Origin of the sequence: Robbsia betulipollinis (genome assembly GCF_026624755.1) — a bacterium.
GTDB lineage: Bacteria > Pseudomonadota > Gammaproteobacteria > Burkholderiales > Burkholderiaceae > Robbsia > Robbsia betulipollinis.
Window position 1 is genome coordinate 363,121 of the sequence record NZ_JAPMXC010000010.1, and the last position, 17,929, is coordinate 381,049.

Below are 17,929 nucleotides of genomic sequence, written 5' to 3' on the forward strand. Positions count from 1 at the left end.
AAGGCGCGCCGACGAAACTGGATCAGACGGACGGGAACCGCGCGATCATTGATGGCAATCGAACGGTGCGATACGAACGGTTATTTCAGGACTGTTATCTCAAGGGTGAGGGCGGGAATCCGCCGGTTGCGTGCTCGCGATCATTTCCAGCGATGTCGCCTGCGCGGGCATTTCCCGCTGTGCAAGATCGAGCGCCTTGCCCACGACAATTTTGACCGCGGCGCCGAACGGGCCCGCGACCAGCAGATTCGCCGCGGTCAACGCACCCGCGCCCACCAGCATGTTCTTGTCAGTTCGCTCGACCGGATTGCCCGCGAGCAGGTTGCCGGCCTGCATGGGCGCCATCACGAGGCTGAGAGACGTCCAGTTCTTGAACGTATCCAGCGATTGCTGCCAACTCACGTTCGGGTCGAGCGCCTGATTGAGACCGTTGTAGATATTGAACAGGGCATCCACGCCCATATCCACCGCGGTGATCTTGTTCTGATAGAACTCGGCGGTCACGCCGGCGCAAATCGTGCCGGACATGATGGCCAGCGCGAGTTTGGCGGTGCGATCGGGATCGTGAACGCTTCCGTTCGCCGGACCGGGAGACGCCGTGAAGGCCTCCAGGTCCCGGGCGAGGTTGTGATAGCCCTTGAGCATCTGCCCGAACTGCCAATCTGCGGTGTCGCTCAATGTCTTTCCGGCATCTTTGAAACCGTGCCTTTCCGACGCGAGTGAGGCGCGTGCCTGAAATACCTGTCCGCCCAGGGCATGGAGGCCCGCCTTGCTTTCGTCGGACACGCCGCTGGCGTCGACGCCGCCTACCCGAACGGACTGCTCGCGCGGGGGAAGCGGACCGTTGCGGGTAATCAGGCTGGCGACCTGCTTCACCGTACGCACGACGTGACCAGGCAACGACTTCACCTGGTCCGGATAGAAGGTATAGGCCAGCGCGGCCGCCGACGCGACGGCGGCGCCGACACTATAGGCGGGATTGTCCGCGACGCCACGCGTCCTGCCGAACAGATTCAGCGACAGTGCGAGGCTCTGTATCACATTGGCATAGTCGCGATTGAGGTAGAGATTGGTGATCGCGGCGTTGTTGGCGCTCGCCCGCATCGCGAGACCGCCGCGCAGCATCGTTGTCTTCACGTAGGACGCGATAATGACGTCCATTTGCTGCCGCTCGATCGGCACCGCGAACAAAGGCAGCACGATCGGCAGCGGCGTGCAAAGGATGGCCTGTGCGACGAGTTTCGCCGTTCGCGACCAGGGATTCGCGTTCCTGATCAAGCCGTCGATCGTGGAAATCGTATCTTGGATACTGTCACGAAAGTGCTGCTTCAGATTGTCCGGCAACGCCATTCGCGCGATCTCGTTCGCCCATCCGGTGAGTTGTGCCTTGCGCTGCGGGAGCGACATTTGATCGTGTGGCGGATGCATCATGCGTTCACGAAACGCCGCGTCGTCGCCTGCGTGCAGACCGGTGTAAAGATCCGTTTGTTTCCAGATTGCCGTCGCCGCATTCGACAACATCGTTGAAAAACGTCTTTCCGGCGGGAGTGTCGAGGCGGTGTGCGATTCGCCCTCGGTGGCGGCCGCCGCCGCAACCGAAGCGGGCGTGGGAGCGGCGGGAGCGTCGACGGCCGCGCTGCCACCGAACTGGGCCGCGGGTGCGTGTTCCGCGGCCACGGCGTCTTCCAGCGTGACGGCCGTTTCCGTAGGCGATGTTTCGCGCTGGCGTCCCAGTCCATACATGAGGGGCAGACTGGCTGCGGCCAGAACGATGGCCGTGGCACCCAATGGCACGGCGAACTGATCCTGGAACCGCGCGCTTTCCAGCGGACTGGGTTCGTGAGCATGTCGTGGCCGCGCAGCCGGGGCCGGGTTTGTCATGTCAGACAGCGGCATCGCGAGGTCGCGTGCCGGGGTCGGTGGCTCGGACATGGCGAGGCTCAAGCTGGCATTTTCAGGCCGCGTGGCCATCGCCTTGCCGCTCGCGGCAAGCGCCAGCGCCGCGATGTTCCGAAGCGACGGCAATCGCGCCCCGGACCGATTCGGCGCGCGCTGCGTTCCGCGACGATCGGCTCGGGACGATGGTCGCGCCGTCGCGCCGATTCCAGAGCCGTTCGACGGGGCGGGCGCGGAGAGATCCTTCAAGCCGCCGAGTACGGAATCGTGGGGGCGCTGCGGTGCATTCGACGATTTGCCCGGCGCGCGACCGTCCCGGCTGGCATCCCTGTTTTCGCGTTCGGTCACCGAAGGCAGCGTGGCGCCATGAGCGTGCGGATCAATCTTTGGCATTTCGATCTTTTACTGAATCGTGAAGGGCGCCCAATGGTATTTTCCCGACCGTCATGGCCCGGTTGTCTTGCGAAAAATGAACAGCGATTGCGAAATATCGCTTCCAACCATTTCTGGTAAGGAAAGCTGCAGGCGGGAGGCTGGAACACGCCATATGGGATATCGCCGCTACACCTGGAATGCGGAGGCATTCGAGGTTCGCCACGGCGAAAGATTGGGTATTACGACGCATAGTTTTTATGCATGGCGAGCTAACTCCAAGCGCTGAACTCCGCCGATCGCCATCGTGATGCGGTATTGATTCCCTCTGACCAACTCCACGTTGCAGGACGGACAAGGGGGCAATTCCATGCATTTTTTTAACTTCGCAAACGCCGGTCAAATTCAATCGGCACGGACGACGGGTACTGGATAAGAAGTCGGATTTCCTGGCTCATCGACCGACGCGGTGGGGCGCCAGCCGACAATGCTGCGTTGGCGCCGGGAAATCGCCGTGACGACGAATGCGGCGTCGCGCCGCCGTTGACAAACCATCCCCTGTTTCTGGCCTGCGTTCTCGCCTGATTGAGTGGCGAGTCTGGAATTGCGCCTTAGTGGGGGATGATTCCGCGGCGTGCGAGCGGCGGGGAGCACGCGCCAGGCACCGCTCTGGCGCCTGGCAAACCCGGTGCGGCATGAAGCGAAAACGCGTCCGCATGCCGTAATGGAACCGCTCGTGCAAGACAGGACGCGCTGGGATCAGGCCGATGCATTCGAGACCCTAGCCAAGGCGTTGCGGTGAGTAGCCAAGGAGGTCGGCTTGGAGCGACACCTGAAGATGAAGGATCGAATGCATCCGATTAAATGGCTGAACCTACGTTGTACATTGCAACATCCCCTTCCTTCACCATCGGCTCTACAGAATCAAGGACATTTCGATCGCCTTCGGTTCGTACCAGTTCCACTTTCTGATTGTCCGGTCCAGGCGTGCCAAACGTCCCGGCCCGCGGCAGGGCCGCATTTGCATGTATAACCATTGAGGTGGCGTCGTATTTGCCCGCGGGGTTACTTGCAGCTACGCCATCGGAGTTTACAAAGTGAACAGCGCCAGCCGAATTTGCGGTGTTCACCGCGTGGTCCCGACAGATCTCCTGGGTGGCATTGCTTCCGTTGGGCAAGACATGCGCGCCACCGTGATCGCTTCCCGCGACGAACTGGACTTTTTGCCCATCACCAGATCCAAGAACCTCCTGCATGCCTACGACTTTATGGTATTTGTTGACCTGTTTGCCCCCCCAATAAGTAAGCACTGTGTTGCGGGCCAAATGAGTTGTGTCTTCGGCAATTTTGGGGAAATCATGGCTGAATCGCGGGCCTAATTTCGCGAGACCATCGTCGTGGGCTCGTTGGGCTTTTTGCGCTCGAGGTTCCAACGCGCTTGAAACTTCTTTGTTCGTCCACCGTTTTTGATAATGCGCGTGGAGCAGGCTCGCGGGATCTTGTGCTGCTTTCGATTTCAGGTACGCATCCTGAGTCTCCGGACGATCCATGGGTTTCTTCCACGCAATCGGGATTTTAATCAGGATGTCGGGAAATCGATTACTGAGTTCCCGCATCGCGACGTCGATTTGGTGATACTCCGGCTCCGAAAGCTGCCTGACGTCGGTGCCACGGTGCCTGAGCATACCCGGTCGGGGGGTGAGATGTGCATCGAAGAAATATTCCGGTGCGGAAAAAATCTTAGTGCTGCCCTGTTGCGCATGCTGTTCCATCAGGCTTGCAGCTTGTTCAACGTAACGCGATACGGCCGCGATACGCTCATCGACGCCTTTGGCTTTCGAGGGCAGTGATTCCGGTATGGGCATGGCTACTTGATAGCCTCCTTCGGGCAGGGGCGCGCGGGGGGGGCGTGAACTCGCGCCGGCAGCAAGCTGCGGGCCGCGGGACACCGGCATGCGGTCGTCCCGGACATTCCGGTTTGCACCAGGCACGCGTTGCGGCCTGGTAGTGTCGCCGTCATCGAATGACAAAGCCGACACGCCAGAACCAGGACTACCAGAAATCCGTTGCATATCAAATTTCTCCATTTTCTTCGCGTTGCCGCAATGTCTCGCACTATCTCTCAAAATACTGCTTTTCAAACGAAAGACTGTCACGTTTTGCGAATTACCTTCAGCACGTATGTCTTGACGCGCGACGAATACGAACGCGTCATCGTGCATGTACAGGCGTAAATGAAGGCGAAAGCCGACGCTACCGAAAGCGGATAGGGCGTTGCGCGTCGCCATCCATCCTTCGTCGACGTTTCTCTCATGTCCGCGTTCCCACAATTCGCTCGTGCCGTGCAGGCTTGCGCCTGCCAAGCAGCAGGTCCTTCTCCTTTCGCACGCCGCCATCGATACCGTGGCCCTGCGCCGCCATGCAAACCTTCAAGCCGTGCGCATGGGGCATGGCGGACCTGACCAGATTGAAACATTAGCCGCGGTACTGCTGCTGGTTGGCACGCTCGCCGACGCGGGTAACGGTGACTTGGCGCAAGACATTGACGAAACGGCGAAAACGGCATTGACCGACGCCGTGAGGCGGGGCAATCTCGAGGCGCGATGGGAGATCGATGCCGCCGGCCTTGATGCACTTGTCGCCGCCTCGAGCCCGAGCCAGCGCGGCTGCCTCACCCGACTCCCGAGCCCGTGCCGGTGATGATGTTCAGGGCGTGTCGCCCCCGCCCACGCTGCGGTACGACAAACGGGCGACCACATCGAGCAGAAAGCCGAGCGCGCCGATCACGACGATTACCGCCGTCAATTCCGAATACGCGAGCTGGTCGCGCGCGTCCAGGACCAGATAGCCGAGTTCCGCGTTGACGCCCAGCATCTCGGCGGGAACCAGCACGATCCATGGAATGCGGATCGCCAAGCGTACGCCGGTAAGCACGTGCAAGGCGATACCCGGCGCATGGATATGCCAGAGCATCTTCCAGCGGCTGGCTGGAAGGCTCTCGCCGGGTTGTACCCAGCGCCCGTCTATGCGCGAGACACCGGTCGCGGTGCCCGTCACGAGGGGCCATACTGCCGCGAACAAGAGCAGGGAATACACCGCGCGATTGCCGATGCCCACCGACATGACCACGATCGGCATTCAAGACAACGGCGAAACCATCCGCAGGCCGGTCCGTCGGAGGGCCACGGCACCGTGGATTTTTTACGTTCGCTTTCCCTGCCTGTACCGCGCTGTCGATCTTGCTGCGGTCGTTACCTACCCAAAAGCAAATATCGTTATCCTCGTTGCGGCAATTGAAACACCGACATGGTCTGTACGAGGGACTGCGCTTGATTCAGCAGACTCTGAGCTGCCGCGGCGCTTTGCTCCACCAGGGCGGCGTTCTGCTGGGTGGTGGCATCCATGCTCTCGACCGCCTGCCGTACCTGTCCTACGCCTGCCTGCTGCTCGGAACTGGCGGTGCTGATCTCGCCCAGAATCACGGCGAGCCCCTCGTTCGAGGCGATGATGTTTTTCATCGTCGAGCCGGCTTGCTCCACCAGTTCGGATCCCTCCCTTACCCGCAACGCGCTGGTGGATATCAGATCCTTGATTTCCCTCGCGGCGATGGCGCTGCGTTGCGCCAACGTCCGCACTTCGCCGGCCACCACCGCGAATCCCCGTCCCTGTTCGCCCGCTCGCGCCGCCTCGACGGCGGCGTTGAGGGCCAGGATGTTCGTCTGGAATGCGATCCCGTCGATCACCCCGATGATGTCCGTGATCTTGCGGGAGTTGTCGTGGATGCTCGCCATGGTGGTGACGACCTTGTCCACGATACCGCCGCCGCTCATTGCAATGCCTCGAGCGTCGTCCGCCATTTTGTTCGCCTGCTGGGCGTTATCGGTGTTGCGTTGCACCGCCGAATGTAATTCATCCATGGATGCCGACGTTTCCTGGAGCGCGCTCGCCTGTTCCTCGGTTCGGCTCGCCAGATCGTTGTTGCCCTGGGCAATTTGCATGGACGCCGCGGAGACGTTTTCGGCATTCCGCCGCACCTGGTCGGCCAGGCCCGAAAGCGAATCCTGTACGGTCTGCATGGCGCGAAAGACCGGGCTGAACTCGTCCTGCGCCATATCGTTCACGGCGATGGTGAAGTTTCCATCGCGCATGCGAGCGGCCACGTCCTGGAGCGCGTTGGCTCGCGCATGGAGTTGCCGGGTCGTGTTCCAGGAGAAGAGGAAAAGGCTCAGGGCGATCAGCATGACGATCACGGTCAGCTGCGTCCGGATGCGGCCCGCGTCCGCCTGGATATCCGTCACCGAGGCGGTCAGCAATGCTTTTTGACCGTTTCTTTCTTTATCGAGCCATTGGCTCATCGCGTGCATGCCCGGCAACGTTGTCGTGCGCAGCGATTGATAGCCCGCTTCCGCATCGCTTTTCGCCGCAAGCGCGACCGTGGCGTCCATCGGTGGCCATGCCCGCGCCTCGAGGTCATTCCACTGCGAGAACTGACGTTTTTCGTCCTCGGTCTGGAGGTTACGCTCGAACGACGCATCGTTCTGCGCGATGACCTGGCGCTGTTTGGCGATGTCGGCGATCGCCGCGTCGCGATTCTCGGGATTGGCCTTGGCGAGCAAGGCTTCGCGTATGTCCATACGCACGCGCATGATCGCGGTTTCCGTGGAGCCGATCAGTCCAAGCTGCTCGACGCGAACCCGCCCGGCCACCTGCGCCAGTTCCGCCACGTTGGTTAGCTGGGACCAGGTGAATGCCGCTACGACGCAAAGACCGGCGATGAGCGCGAGCGAGACGCCGTAAAGACGTTGCGCCAGACTGAGTCTGTTTAAAGAAAACATTGTATTCCGGTCCCAGATTTTGATATGCGATGAAAAGTAAACGGCACATCCAGGGATAACTTTAGAGCGGCCCATGCAGGATGCGCGACGACCCTGCAAGTAACGATGGCGTGGTCGCCGGGCGCGGCGGCGGCGATCGGGTGGTGGCGCGGCGGCCGGACATCGGTCTCTGACGCATCGCGCGATGCAGCGAGGAGAATTCGAGAAACCAGCCGCAGTTTCACCGCCGGCACCGTTTGCGCGGGCGGGCGGGATGCGCTATCCCGAAAACAGTCCTACGGCACAACGGTAGTCGGCGCCGCTTAGATCCGATCGAAATCCATAGACGACCGGTCTAATTCTTGATATAGTGCGTTTCATGAACTCACATACCGCCCACGAGAATTCCGAGGTACGGCAAAACATCCTCGATACCGGCCAGCGCATCATGGCGGGCAAGGGATTTTCCGCGGTCGGGCTCAATGAGATCCTGACGACGGCCGGCGTACCGAAAGGGTCGTTCTACCATTACTTCAATTCGAAAGATGCATTTGGCGAGGCATTGCTGGAGCGTTACTTCTCGGAGTACCTGGCCGAATTCGACGCCACGCTCCGGAAGCCGGGTGCGACGACGGCGCAGCGCCTGATGATTTATTGGCAGCAATGGCAGGATAACCAGTCGTTTCTCGACTGCCAGGGCAAGTGCCTCGCCGTGAAGCTGGCGGCGGAGGTGGCGGACCTTTCCGAATCGATGCGATCGGTCCTGAAACGCGGCACGTCGGGCATCGTTGGCCGGATAGCGGGGGCGATCGACGCGGGCATCGAGGATGGATCGTTGTCAGTGAGCCATGATCCGGCGGCGGTCGCGCAAAGCCTTTATCAACTCTGGGTGGGCGCGAGCGTGATGGTGAAGATCGTTCGAAATACGGAACCGTTCGGGACCGCGATGATCACGACGCGTGAGATGCTCCATCTCGCTTCCTGAACGGGAACGGGTTTCCTCCGCACTTCGTAAAGAGGTGTTTTTTGTGACAAAAATATAGACGACCGGTCTAATATTTAAAATACATTGCATTCAGGAGCAACGAAATGAAAGTCCTCATGGTGTTAACCTCGCACGATCAACTGGGTGATACCGGCCGCAAGACGGGCTTCTGGCTGGAAGAACTGGCCGCGCCGTACTATGCATTCAAGGATGCAGGCGCCGAAGTCGTGCTGGCCTCGCCCAAGGGCGGCCAACCGCCGCTCGACCCGAAAAGCAACGAACCGGGCTTTCAGACCGAACTGACCCATCGCTTCGAGGCGGATGCCGCAGCGAACGCGCAACTCGCCGGCACCGTGCGCCTGGAGAGCGTTTCGCAGGCGGACTTCGACACCGTTTTCTATCCGGGCGGTCATGGCCCGCTGTGGGATCTCACCGCAGACCCGCACTCGATTGCGTTGATTCAAGCCTTCATTGCCGCGAACAAGCCGGTCGCGCTGGTCTGCCATGCGCCCGGCGTGCTGCGTCATGTCAAAACGTCCGCCGGCAGACCGCTCGTGGAGGGCAGGCAGGTCACGGGCTTTGCGAATACGGAGGAAGCGGGCGTGGGCTTGAGCGAGATTGTTCCGTACCTGGTCGAAGACGTGCTGAAGGAAAACGGCGGCATCTATTCCAAGGGGGAAGATTGGGGACCTCATGTCGTGAGGGACGGGCTCCTGATCACGGGACAAAACCCGGCGTCGTCGGCGCTCGCCGCGGCCCGCCTGCTGGCGCAGCTTGCTTCGCGGTAGCGGCATGCGCCGAATCGACGCCTCGCTCATGCGGTGGCGCTGCCGCTGACGCGATGCTCCGACGCCGGCGCCGCCGCGTTCGCCAATGCGGTGTTCGATGCAACGGGCAGGCGGATCCGGCGCTTGCCGGTTCGGCGCGAGGATTTCGTGCAACGGGTATCTGCCCCGTTACGTCGAGCCCGGGCAGCGGGTCGGGAACGGCGCGCGCGCATTTCCGCCGAACGCGTTCACGACTCCCGCGGCTGCGAGGGCTGCATTTCGATATCCGACGATGCCGGCGCCTTCGCGCCAGCATACCCTCTACCCACGGCCGCGACACCGATCCCGACGGCACCCATGCCCGCCACGAAGGCCGCGGTCCCCAAGCTATCGGACGCCGGACCCTCGAACGCCGCACGTGTGAACAGACCCGTGACGGTGAGGGCGGTTCCCGCTGCTGTCGATAGCGCCCCGCCGACCATCAGTTGCCGTTCCGACAAGCGCGCGTGCGGTTGCGCCGGCGCGGCGGGCCCGGCCCGATCGGTCGATGGGGCGCGCGCCATCGACCGGGGCGTGCCCTGCCACTGACCGTGTAACTGCTCCAGGTTCACACGGGGAAGCGCCGCGTGCGGGGGATTCGGCGTGGATCCGGGTGCTCGTTCACGCGGCGCGATACCGGCAAGCTCGCCAGTCGATCGGTTCGACGGTGATCCGGATCGGGGCGCGCGCGACGCGTCGGGACCGGACGCGGGCTCCCGCGGTGTTGCCGCGGGACTATGGAGGGCGCTATCGGGAAGTCGAACAGAACGCATCGGAAATCATCCAGGTTGTGGCGGGCGTTGGTAAACACGCATTGACGTCGGTTCCTGGATGCTAATGGCGGCGGTGCGAAAAGCCGTGCCGTATGCCGAAGGCGTTCGGGTCAAAACGAAAATATCCCGGTGAACCGCCCGCTTCCCTGGGTTCACGTACGGCCGGTGGTCGAATGCGCGTCGAGGCGCCGGGACAGGAGGCGCACGAACGGCGTATCGCCCAGACCGTTCAGGGCCAAACGCATGTGGTGTCGTCTCGTCGATGTCGCGAAGGGCGAGCGGCCTTCGTCGTCTTCCGCGCAAAGAATGATCATTTTCACCCCATCGTCGACCGGCAGCGCCGAGATCGCATGCACGTAGGCCGTCGTCGCCTCCGGGTAGTGGTTCAGCAAGTGGAAAAAGAGCGGTACCCCTTCGGGATTGCAGGGAGCGATCACGGCCTGCAATCGATCCCGATCGACGCGGCGCGCGAATTCGCGCAGCTCCGGCTGGAGATCTCGCCAACTGCCCATGAGACGCGCCCGCAGCATCAGGTACATCGTTTGGGGCGTGAATTTCGCGGCGCCTTCCGGAAGGCGCCGCGCGAAACGCGCGGTGTCGCGCGTGCGCGGTAGAGGACGGCCTTCGACCAACGCCTCGACCGCGTCCCGCTGGCAGCGGAACACGAGGATGCGCCGCTCGCCGTCGGGAAAGCTGTTTTCGTGGGCATCGGGATCCTCGTGGCCCGACTCCAGGCTCCAGCGTTCAACGTCCCGCGCGTCGCGCGTGCTGGCACGCGTTTGCAGATAGCGGTTGTTCGGGTCATTCAGAAGACGCACGAATCGGGGCGTGCCGTCGGCCGCTTTTTTTGTTTTCAGCTCACAGGCAAGCGCATGGGTCGGCGTGATGATGCCGTAAAACGCGTGCGGCTCGGCGGAACCTCTCCGGCTTTCTTCGTGGAGGCGATCGAACTCACGCCGGGTGAACGCCGGCCAGTCGCATGCATCGATGATCTCGATATCGTTCGACACGCCCGCGAGATCCGAGAGGCCGTGCCTGAACCCGTCGGGAATCTCGCGCTGCACCCTGTCGGGGGCGAAGACGCCGGCATCGAACCGGGGAAGCGTCCGTACGCCGGCGCCGAGGTCGCGCATCCGCGCGCGCGAGGCTTCGTGCTGCAAACGGCACCAGATCCAATAGGCCGCCAGACTATTGCAGCGCAACGGTTGGCCACGCTGGAATGTCAATTCGAGGTTGTTGATATTGGTGCCAAGATCGTGTCGTATGCCTACATAGGGAAAGCGCTTCAAAAGTTCGTCGAAGGCGGGGCTTTTGAAGCGAAAGGCCTGGTGAAGCAGGCTCAACGCAACTTGCTCGTCATCGCCGCTGTCGAAGTCCTCGCGGCGCTGCGAGAGCTCGTGCAGCCAGTCGTCGGGAACGAGCAGGGCGATGGCACAGGCCATGTCCAGACGGTCGTCGCGCACCGAGCGCTCCCACAGCGCGACGATCGTTCCGCGTTCCAGCGGAATCGTCGACGCCTCGACGAGACGTTCGCGTACGGCGACGAGGTCGTTCGCGATCAGCGCTTGCGCCAGCGGCGAGATCGGCTCTCGGGAGGAGCCCGCTGCGGCGAGCGCGCGCGCCACGATGCGCGAGGTGGCGGCGCCACGCGGAACCCACGACGGACCCGCGGTGCGCCTCGGAAGCGACGGCCCTGCTTCGCCCGCCCCGATCCGAGCACGTTTTCCCTGCCGGGCGGGGCCCGCATCGTCTGCCGCCGGATCCGAAGGACCGGGCGCGAGCGGGTGCTTGGGGCCAGTGTCATGGGGTATGCGCATCGAGCGTCCCGGAAGCTTAAAAACGCAATTTAACACGCTTACCGGACGTCTTTTCAACCGCTCATCGCGGGCCGGTGCGCCCCCGATTCACGGGCGGCGGGCATCGACCAACCTGGGATCCGTTGGCGCGCCCGACGCCCGATGCAGCAAAGCAAGCGCCGCGGCGCAGTAGCCGAGTGCGCCCGCGACGAACAGCGCGGCGGCCATCCACCCACGCAAAAACAAAGCGCAGGACGCCAGCAACGGCAGCGCCTGCATGGCATGCACCCCCAGAAAGTGCGCGATCCGAACCGGCCCGCCCGCGATGCGCCATCCGAGGATCGGCAGGATCAGGTCGGCCGGCGCAGCCGTTCCCAGCGCGAACCGTCCCATGCGCGCACCCGTGAGCGCGCTCAGCGCGAGCGTGAGCACGAGGCCGCCGACGATTGCGGCGATCATCAGCGGCGCGGCGCGGCGCCGGGGCGGGGCCATCGCGCGACCTCCCAGGCCAGGGGCAAAAGCATGCCGACGAACAGGATCACCATGATCCCCATCGTTGCCGAGATCGCGGCATCCATGGGCGTGGAGGTGTTGAAGTGAGAGCGCCGTCCCCGCGCCGCCTGCAGCACGATGCAGAGAAGTTCGACGGCCGCGCCCCCCAGCAATCCGAGCGTCGCGGCCCGCACGGGAAACGACGTGAGCCGTTCGGCGCGAACGTAGCCCAGCATCCAGGAGACGGTGAGAAGATAGACCCCGATCGACAGCGCGAACTTGATCGGTTTGATCGCCACCATCTCGCGGTGAATGAGCCGGTGATCAAGCATCGCCCACACCATGCCCACCGGCACCAGGGCGAGCGCGGCGAGACCGGCGATCGTCAGGGAAGGCTGGGCGAACCAGCGACCGGCGTTCACGAGCGAGACCGCCCATGGCGATGCGTCGGTCATGCCGCACCCGCGTATCGGCGATGGGCTCGCGCGGACGGCACCCTTCGTTTTCGTGACGATATTGAGACGGGGGGCTCATTCATCGCATATCTTTTGTGGTCCTCATGCCGACAGAATAGACCATCGTCGATGGACGATTCTATCGCCATTCGTCCGTCAATCCATCGCATCGTCCATGCCCGCCGATCCCTTTCCGAGATGCTGGCGCCGCCCGGACCCGCGCGTTCGCGGAATCCCTCCGGTTTGTTTCGCACCCATCGGACGGAGTGCCGAACCGCCTCGTCGAGGAGCAACTGGTCGATGGTCGCGTACACGCGTTCGCCGGCTCCATTCTAGATCTCGATGGCCCGCCGCAGCGTCTCGCCGCCGAGCGGCAGGTCCCGAAAGCGCTGTCCCGTGGCGTCGCGCAGGGCGTTGGCGATCGCCCCGGCCGTCGGTCCCATCGCCGCCTCGCCACAGCCGAGGAACGGCATGGCCGGCCGGTCGATGAGATGCACCGTCACCTCGGTGGGCACCGACGAGAAACGCATGATGGGATAGCTGCCCCAGTCGAAACTGCGGATCCGCTCGGCGTCGTAGGCGAGCTGCTCGTACAGCGTCCAGCTGATGGATTGCAGGATGCCGCCCTCGATCTGGTTGCGGACCCCGTCGGGACTGACGATATGGCCGGTATCGACCGCCGCCACGGCGCGCTGGACGCGCACGTCGCCCGTCTCGCGCTCGACCCGGATCTCCACGGCGACGGCCATGTAGGCCATGAGGTTCTTGTACCGCGCGAAGCCGAAGCCGATGCCGTGCCCGGGCGCGCGGGCCGACGCGCGCCGCGCCGGCCAGCCGAACGCCTGCGCGGCGCGGTGGACCACCTCGATGGCGCGCGGGTCGCGCAGATGGCGCAGCCGGAACGCCACCGGGTCGGCATGCGCGGCATCCGCCAGTTCGTCCATGAAGCTTTCGATCGAGAACACGTTCATGTGCGCGCCCAGGCCCCGCATGGCCGACGAGCGCAACGGCATGGCCGGGATGAAATGATTGACCACGTAGGCGTTCGGAACGTCGTACAGCGGGATGCCGTTGCGATCGCCGCCGCCCTCGGGCTGGGGTATCGGCACCGGCGGCAGGGGTACGAGCGGCGTCGCCAGCGCCCATGTCGGCATCAGCTTGCCCGGGTCCGACGGGCGCTCGTTGTGCGAACTGCTCCACAACGCGTAACGCCATTCGGTGATGCGACCGTCTGCGTCGACCTTCGCGCTCGCCTCGGTGACCATCGCGGGGGCGAATGCGTCCCACCGATGCTCGTCCTCGCGCATCCACTGGACCCTGACCGGGCGCCCGGGAAACGCGCGGGCAATGAGGACCGCGTCGGCGGCGACGTCGTCCGCCCCGTTGTGGCCGTAGCAGCCGGAACCCTCGACATGGATGCAGCGGACCTGCGCATCGGCCATCGACAGCATCTTCGCCAGGCTGGCGCGCAGTGGGTAGACCCCTTGCGAGTGCGTCCAGACGGTCATCCGCGCGGCGGCGAGCGTATCGGAGAAAAGCGCGATCGCGCACGACGGGCCGATCGACCCATGCAGCAGATAGGGTTTGGTGTACGTGGCATGGAGCGTCGCGACCGACGGTGCGGCGGCGCCCCGCCTGTCGGCGATGACGATATCGCGCGACGGCAATGCCCGCAGGGTCGCGTGGATCGTTTCCGGCCGGGGCAGCGCGCGGCCGCCGGACCAGACGCAGCTAGCCGCCAGCGCGCGCTGGGCGCGGATCGCCCGCCACTCGTCGGTGGCGACGACGGCGAGGTAACTGCCGTCGCGCACCACCTTCAGCACGCCGGGCAGCGCCGCGACGCCGCGCGCATCGCACCGGACCAGCGTCGCGCTGTAGACGGGCGGGCGAACCACCCGCGCATGCACCATGCCGTCGAGCCGCATGTCCTGCACATAGCTGGGGCCGCCGGTGACTTTTCCGGGAATGTCGACGCGGGGCAGGGACGTGCCGATCAACGACAGTTGCGACGCATCGGTCAAGGGCGACGCGGGCCGAGCGAAACGGTGCAGATCGACGCGTCGGACCGCGTCGCCGTAGCCGACGCGGCGGCCATCCGGCGCCGAGATCACGCCGTCGCGCGTCCGGAGCGTTGCGACATCGCCGTCGAGGATCTGCGCGGCGGCGTCCAGCAGCAGGCCGCGCACCTGCGCGGCGGCGTTGCGCAGCGCCGTGCCGCTGTCGGCCAGCGTGTGGCTGCCCGCGGTCACGCCTTCGTTGGGCGACAGCGCCGTATCGGCGGTGAGGAAGGCGATGGCGGACGGGGCCATGCGCAACTCGTCGGCCGCGACCTGCAGCAAGGCCGTCCGGATGCCGGTACCCAGTTCGACCTTGCCCGTGAACACCGTGACATGGCCCGCGGGATCGATCTTGATCCACGCGTCGAGGAAGGGATTCGTCTTCAGGCTTCCCGGGAGGTCTTGCGTCGCCTTGGCGATCTGTACCGGGGCGCCCTCGCCGGCCTGGGTCATCTGCGCGAAGACCCGCGCCTGCGGCAGGATCGTGAAACCGACCACCAGCGCCCCCGTCTTCAGCAACCGGCGCCGTCCGGCATCGAACCCGTCCGCGCGGCTCATGCTTTTTTCCCCGGCGCGTCCGCGTCGCGGCGCCGCATGTCGGCGGCGGCCTGCCGAATGGCCGCGAGAATCCGCATATGCGTGCCGCAGCGGCACAGATTGGGTTCCATCGCGACGCGCACCTGCGCATCGGTCGGCGCGGGGTTTTTTTCGAGAAATGCCTGGGCGCGCATGATCATGCCGGCGATGCAATAGCCGCACTGGGCCGCCTGCTTGTCGAGAAACGCCTTTTGCAACGGTCCCGGTTGCGCGGCCGACCCCAGGCTTTCGATGGTCCGCACGGCGCGCGCGCCCACCGCGGCGACCGGCAGCACGCAGGAAAACATCGCCTGCCCGTCGACGATCACCGTGCAGGCCCCGCATTGCCCGAGTCCGCAACCGTATTTCGCACCGTGCAGGCCGAGCTGATTGCGCAGCGCGTACAGAAGCGGCGTATCCGGATCCGCGTCGATCCGATGAGAAACGCCGTTGACGTGTATTTCAAGCATCGCGCTAATCCTTCCCGCGCAGGGCGGCGACCGACTTTTCGGTGGCGTTCCAGGCAGGCTGTGTCGAATAGGTCGCACGCACGTAATTGGCGATGTCGGCGACCTGTCGATCATCGTACGTTTGCGCGAAAGCGGGCATGTAGTCCGTCGCCTCCGCGCGCTGCCAGGCGATGCCCTGCAGGATGACCCGGACCGCATTGCGCGGACGCTCCGCGCGCACGTCGTCACTGCGGTCCAGCGCGGGCCGGCGACCGATCATTTGCATCGGCGCGGCCGCGCCGTGGCAGGCCGCGCAGGATGCCGTGAACAGCGACCGCCCCCGCGCCACGCTGGCATCGAGCATCGGCGTCGCCGGTGGCACACCGGCCGAAGAGACCGGCCGCGCGGCCGGGCGCGGCGTGTGCAGCGACAAAAAGTACATGGCCATGCGTCGCACGTCCGCCTCGGGGACGCGCGCCAGATCGCGGGTGACGGCGCGCATCGGCCCGGCCGCCACGCCGTGCTCGCTATCGCTGCCCGTGCGCAGATAGCCGGTCAACTGCGCCACCGTCCAGGGCCGGTTCCCTTGCGCCAGGGCGTTCAGGGGCGGCGCATCCCAGCCCTCGATCACGCCGCCTTCGAAGGCATGATCCGCGCGTTCGGCGCCCAGTACGTTCAGCGGCGTGTGGCAGGCCGCGCAATGTCCCAGCGCGTCGGCCAGGTAACGGCCGTCGCCGACGTCGCGGTCGGCGGGCGACATGTCCCGCGCGACGTCCGTGGCATGAGGACCGGGCGCAAGAAACAGAACATTCCAGAATGCCAGCAGCGGCCGCCAGCCCAGCGGAAAGATCAGGTGGTTGGCGGGCGCCGTCGCCCGTACCGGCGTGCGGCTCATCAGATAGGCGTAGGCAGCCTGGATATCCGCATCCGACATCCGTGTGAAATGCACATACGGGAACGCCGGATAGAGCAGCGTCCCGTCGCGGGAGCGCCCCTCGCGCAACGCGCGCGTGAAGGCGGCGAGCGACCATGTGCCGATCCCGGTCGCGCGATCCGGCGTGATGTTCGTCGCGTAGATCGTGCCGAACGGCGTTTTGAGCGGCACGCCTCCCGCGAACGGCGCGCTCCCTTCCGCCGTGTGGCACACCATGCAGTCCCCCAGGGCGACCACGCGCGCACCCGCAGCGCGCAGGTCGCGGGGAAAAGCGTCGGGCGCGGGCGTCGACACAGGCGCCAGCGCCGGCGCCCGGGCGAGCGCGAAACTCGCCGCCGCGGCCATGGCGACGACGCCCGACAGGGAAAGCCACACGACATTGCTGCGTTTCATCGAAGACCGTCCCGCCTCATGGCCTGCCTGCTGTCGGTCTTACGCAATCGTAAGCCTGGTCGCCGTTTCAGGGCCGAGACCGTGTCCGGAGATTCAAGGAGCCGTTCCCTATAGTCTACCGCCGCGTCGGCATACGGGTAAGGCGGTGCTCCGCGTCGCTTTTTCGCGCAGCGACGAAAAGATCCTGCGGCGCCGCGAACCTTGCAGCCCCTCGGCTTGAAGAAAAAATTCCCTGTCCGTGACGCCGCCATGGACAGAGGCCTCGTGATGGTCCGACTCGCCATTCGACGCACCGATGGTTTGCATCAGCATGGACTTGGTCGTAAAGTGCGTCGATGAACTCATCACCCAAATTAACAGATATGGACCAGATCAAAGTTATTCTGACAGGCCACACCCGCGGGTTGGGAGCATCGATCGCCGAACGATTGCTGGCGCGTGGCGTCCACGTATTGGGACTTTCCCGCAGGACGCATCCGACGCTTGCCGCGTCCGTTCCCGGCCGTTTTGAACAGGTGGCTTTGGACCTTGGCGACACCGCCGGGCTGGCACGCTGGCTGGCCTCGGATAGCTTGTCGCGCTTCGCAGCCGGGGCCAGCCAGATCCTGCTCATCAACAACGCCGGCACCGTACAGCCGGTCGGGCCGCTGGAAACGCAGTCGCATGACGCGATTGCCCGTGCGGTGAGCGTGAATGTCACCGCGCCATTGATGCTGTCCGCCGCATTGATGGCGGTGACCTCCACACCCGCGTTCGCCGGGGTGGATCGACGGATCATGCATATCTCCAGTGGCGCGGGGCGGAACGCGACCGCCGGCTGGAGCGTCTATTGCGCGACGAAGGCCGCGCTCGACCATCACGCCAGGGCCGTTGCGCTTGATCAGGGCTTGCCCTTGCGCATTGCCAGCGTTGCGCCAGGCGTCGTCGACACGGATATGCAAGGAGAGATCCGCAGCAGTGCAGAGGAAAAATTTCCCGCTTTGCGCCGCTTTGAAGCGCTGAAGAGCGAGGGAAAACTTGTCACCCCGGCAGAAACCGCCGAGAAGCTTTTACACCACTTGTTCAGTGCTGATTTTGGCGAAAGGGTCATCGCCGACGTACGTGAACTGTCGACAAATTGACGGGTTGCGA

Annotated in this window: 14 protein-coding genes and 1 pseudogene; 4 read left to right on the forward strand and 11 right to left on the reverse strand. The window is 64.3% G+C overall.

The genetic code is table 11. The features are described from left to right. Positions 1-99: 99 nt before the first annotated feature. Both OVY01_RS19395 and OVY01_RS19400 read right to left on the reverse strand, forming a co-directional pair. On the reverse strand, positions 100-1,932 hold the full coding sequence (locus tag OVY01_RS19395) for a hypothetical protein (RefSeq protein ID WP_267849216.1): 1,833 nt from the start codon (positions 1,930-1,932) through the stop codon (positions 100-102). A gap of 1,196 nt (positions 1,933-3,128) precedes the next feature. Then, the gene (locus tag OVY01_RS19400; protein ID WP_267849217.1) at positions 3,129-4,556 is read right to left on the reverse strand and encodes a hypothetical protein; all 1,428 of its coding nucleotides are present in this window, start codon (positions 4,554-4,556) and stop codon (positions 3,129-3,131) included. Between OVY01_RS19400 and OVY01_RS19405 the strand changes: the two genes are divergently transcribed. After that, a complete protein-coding gene (locus tag OVY01_RS19405; protein WP_267849218.1) occupies positions 4,543-4,968 on the forward strand; it encodes a hypothetical protein in 426 nt (141 codons plus the stop codon). The genes OVY01_RS19400 and OVY01_RS19405 overlap by 14 nt on opposite strands. A 6-nt stretch (positions 4,969-4,974) precedes the next feature. Here OVY01_RS19405 and OVY01_RS19410 read toward each other — a convergent pair. Together OVY01_RS19410 and OVY01_RS19415 are read right to left on the reverse strand one after the other, a co-directional pair. Further along, positions 4,975-5,433, reverse strand: a pseudogene (locus OVY01_RS19410) (ABC transporter permease); the annotation flags it as partial. Between the two features lie 110 nt (positions 5,434-5,543). Then, complete coding sequence (locus OVY01_RS19415) at positions 5,544-7,178, reverse strand: methyl-accepting chemotaxis protein (RefSeq protein WP_267849219.1); 1,635 nt, start codon at positions 7,176-7,178, stop codon at positions 5,544-5,546. A 283-nt stretch (positions 7,179-7,461) separates the two neighbouring features. Between OVY01_RS19415 and OVY01_RS19420 the strand changes: the two genes are divergently transcribed. Together OVY01_RS19420 and OVY01_RS19425 are read left to right on the forward strand one after the other, a co-directional pair. Next, the gene (locus OVY01_RS19420) at positions 7,462-8,067 is read left to right on the forward strand and encodes a TetR/AcrR family transcriptional regulator (RefSeq protein ID WP_267849220.1); all 606 of its coding nucleotides are present in this window, start codon (positions 7,462-7,464) and stop codon (positions 8,065-8,067) included. 104 nt (positions 8,068-8,171) lie between these two features. Then, the gene (locus OVY01_RS19425; protein ID WP_267849221.1) at positions 8,172-8,855 is read left to right on the forward strand and encodes a type 1 glutamine amidotransferase domain-containing protein; all 684 of its coding nucleotides are present in this window, start codon (positions 8,172-8,174) and stop codon (positions 8,853-8,855) included. 227 nt (positions 8,856-9,082) lie between these two features. Here OVY01_RS19425 and OVY01_RS19430 read toward each other — a convergent pair whose 3' ends face one another. The 7 genes from OVY01_RS19430 to OVY01_RS19460 form a co-directional block, all read right to left on the reverse strand. After that, positions 9,083-9,397: a hypothetical protein gene (locus OVY01_RS19430; RefSeq protein ID WP_267849223.1), complete on the reverse strand. Its 315-nt coding sequence runs from the start codon at positions 9,395-9,397 to the stop codon at positions 9,083-9,085. Positions 9,398-9,798: 401 nt separating this feature from the next. Next, on the reverse strand, positions 9,799-11,271 hold the full coding sequence (locus OVY01_RS19435; RefSeq protein ID WP_267849225.1) for a hypothetical protein: 1,473 nt from the start codon (positions 11,269-11,271) through the stop codon (positions 9,799-9,801). A gap of 279 nt (positions 11,272-11,550) precedes the next feature. After that, positions 11,551-11,934: a hypothetical protein gene (locus OVY01_RS19440; RefSeq protein ID WP_267849227.1), complete on the reverse strand. Its 384-nt coding sequence runs from the start codon at positions 11,932-11,934 to the stop codon at positions 11,551-11,553. Further along, entirely contained in the window at positions 11,901-12,389 is a 489-nt protein-coding gene (locus OVY01_RS19445; protein WP_267849229.1) for a hypothetical protein, read from the reverse strand. Before OVY01_RS19445 ends, OVY01_RS19440 begins: the two co-directional genes overlap by 34 nt. Before the next feature lie 332 nt (positions 12,390-12,721). Beyond that, complete coding sequence (locus OVY01_RS19450) at positions 12,722-15,004, reverse strand: xanthine dehydrogenase family protein molybdopterin-binding subunit (protein WP_267849230.1); 2,283 nt, start codon at positions 15,002-15,004, stop codon at positions 12,722-12,724. Beyond that, complete coding sequence (locus OVY01_RS19455) at positions 15,001-15,492, reverse strand: (2Fe-2S)-binding protein (protein WP_267849231.1); 492 nt, start codon at positions 15,490-15,492, stop codon at positions 15,001-15,003. The genes OVY01_RS19450 and OVY01_RS19455 overlap by 4 nt, the downstream gene beginning before the upstream one ends. 4 nt (positions 15,493-15,496) lie before the next feature. Then, complete coding sequence (locus OVY01_RS19460) at positions 15,497-16,798, reverse strand: cytochrome c (protein WP_267849232.1); 1,302 nt, start codon at positions 16,796-16,798, stop codon at positions 15,497-15,499. 362 nt (positions 16,799-17,160) lie between these two features. Here OVY01_RS19460 and OVY01_RS19465 point away from each other — a divergent pair, with 362 nt between their 5' ends. Beyond that, positions 17,161-17,919 carry an SDR family oxidoreductase gene (locus OVY01_RS19465; RefSeq protein WP_267849233.1) on the forward strand — a complete coding sequence of 253 codons (759 nt, stop codon included), beginning with the start codon at positions 17,161-17,163 and terminating at the stop codon, positions 17,917-17,919. Positions 17,920-17,929: the final 10 nt, after the last annotated feature.

What these genes read in the sequence shown, in the direction of transcription:
- OVY01_RS19460 (WP_267849232.1), bottom strand. Translation starts at nt 16,798, where the DNA reads ATGAAACGCAGCAATGTCGTGTGGCTTTCCCTGTCGGGCGTCGTCGCC.
- OVY01_RS19465 (WP_267849233.1), top strand. Translation starts at nt 17,161, where the DNA reads ATGGACCAGATCAAAGTTATTCTGACAGGCCACACCCGCGGGTTGGGA.
- OVY01_RS19450 (WP_267849230.1), bottom strand. Translation starts at nt 15,004, where the DNA reads ATGAGCCGCGCGGACGGGTTCGATGCCGGACGGCGCCGGTTGCTGAAG.
- OVY01_RS19455 (WP_267849231.1), bottom strand. Translation starts at nt 15,492, where the DNA reads ATGCTTGAAATACACGTCAACGGCGTTTCTCATCGGATCGACGCGGAT.
- OVY01_RS19425 (WP_267849221.1), top strand. Translation starts at nt 8,172, where the DNA reads ATGAAAGTCCTCATGGTGTTAACCTCGCACGATCAACTGGGTGATACC.
- OVY01_RS19440 (WP_267849227.1), bottom strand. Translation starts at nt 11,934, where the DNA reads ATGGCCCCGCCCCGGCGCCGCGCCGCGCCGCTGATGATCGCCGCAATC.
- OVY01_RS19445 (WP_267849229.1), bottom strand. Translation starts at nt 12,389, where the DNA reads ATGACCGACGCATCGCCATGGGCGGTCTCGCTCGTGAACGCCGGTCGC.
- OVY01_RS19400 (WP_267849217.1), bottom strand. Translation starts at nt 4,556, where the DNA reads ATGGCGACGCGCAACGCCCTATCCGCTTTCGGTAGCGTCGGCTTTCGC.
- OVY01_RS19430 (WP_267849223.1), bottom strand. Translation starts at nt 9,397, where the DNA reads ATGGCGCGCGCCCCATCGACCGATCGGGCCGGGCCCGCCGCGCCGGCG.
- OVY01_RS19395 (WP_267849216.1), bottom strand. Translation starts at nt 1,932, where the DNA reads ATGTCCGAGCCACCGACCCCGGCACGCGACCTCGCGATGCCGCTGTCT.
- OVY01_RS19420 (WP_267849220.1), top strand. Translation starts at nt 7,462, where the DNA reads ATGAACTCACATACCGCCCACGAGAATTCCGAGGTACGGCAAAACATC.
- OVY01_RS19415 (WP_267849219.1), bottom strand. Translation starts at nt 7,178, where the DNA reads ATGGGCCGCTCTAAAGTTATCCCTGGATGTGCCGTTTACTTTTCATCG.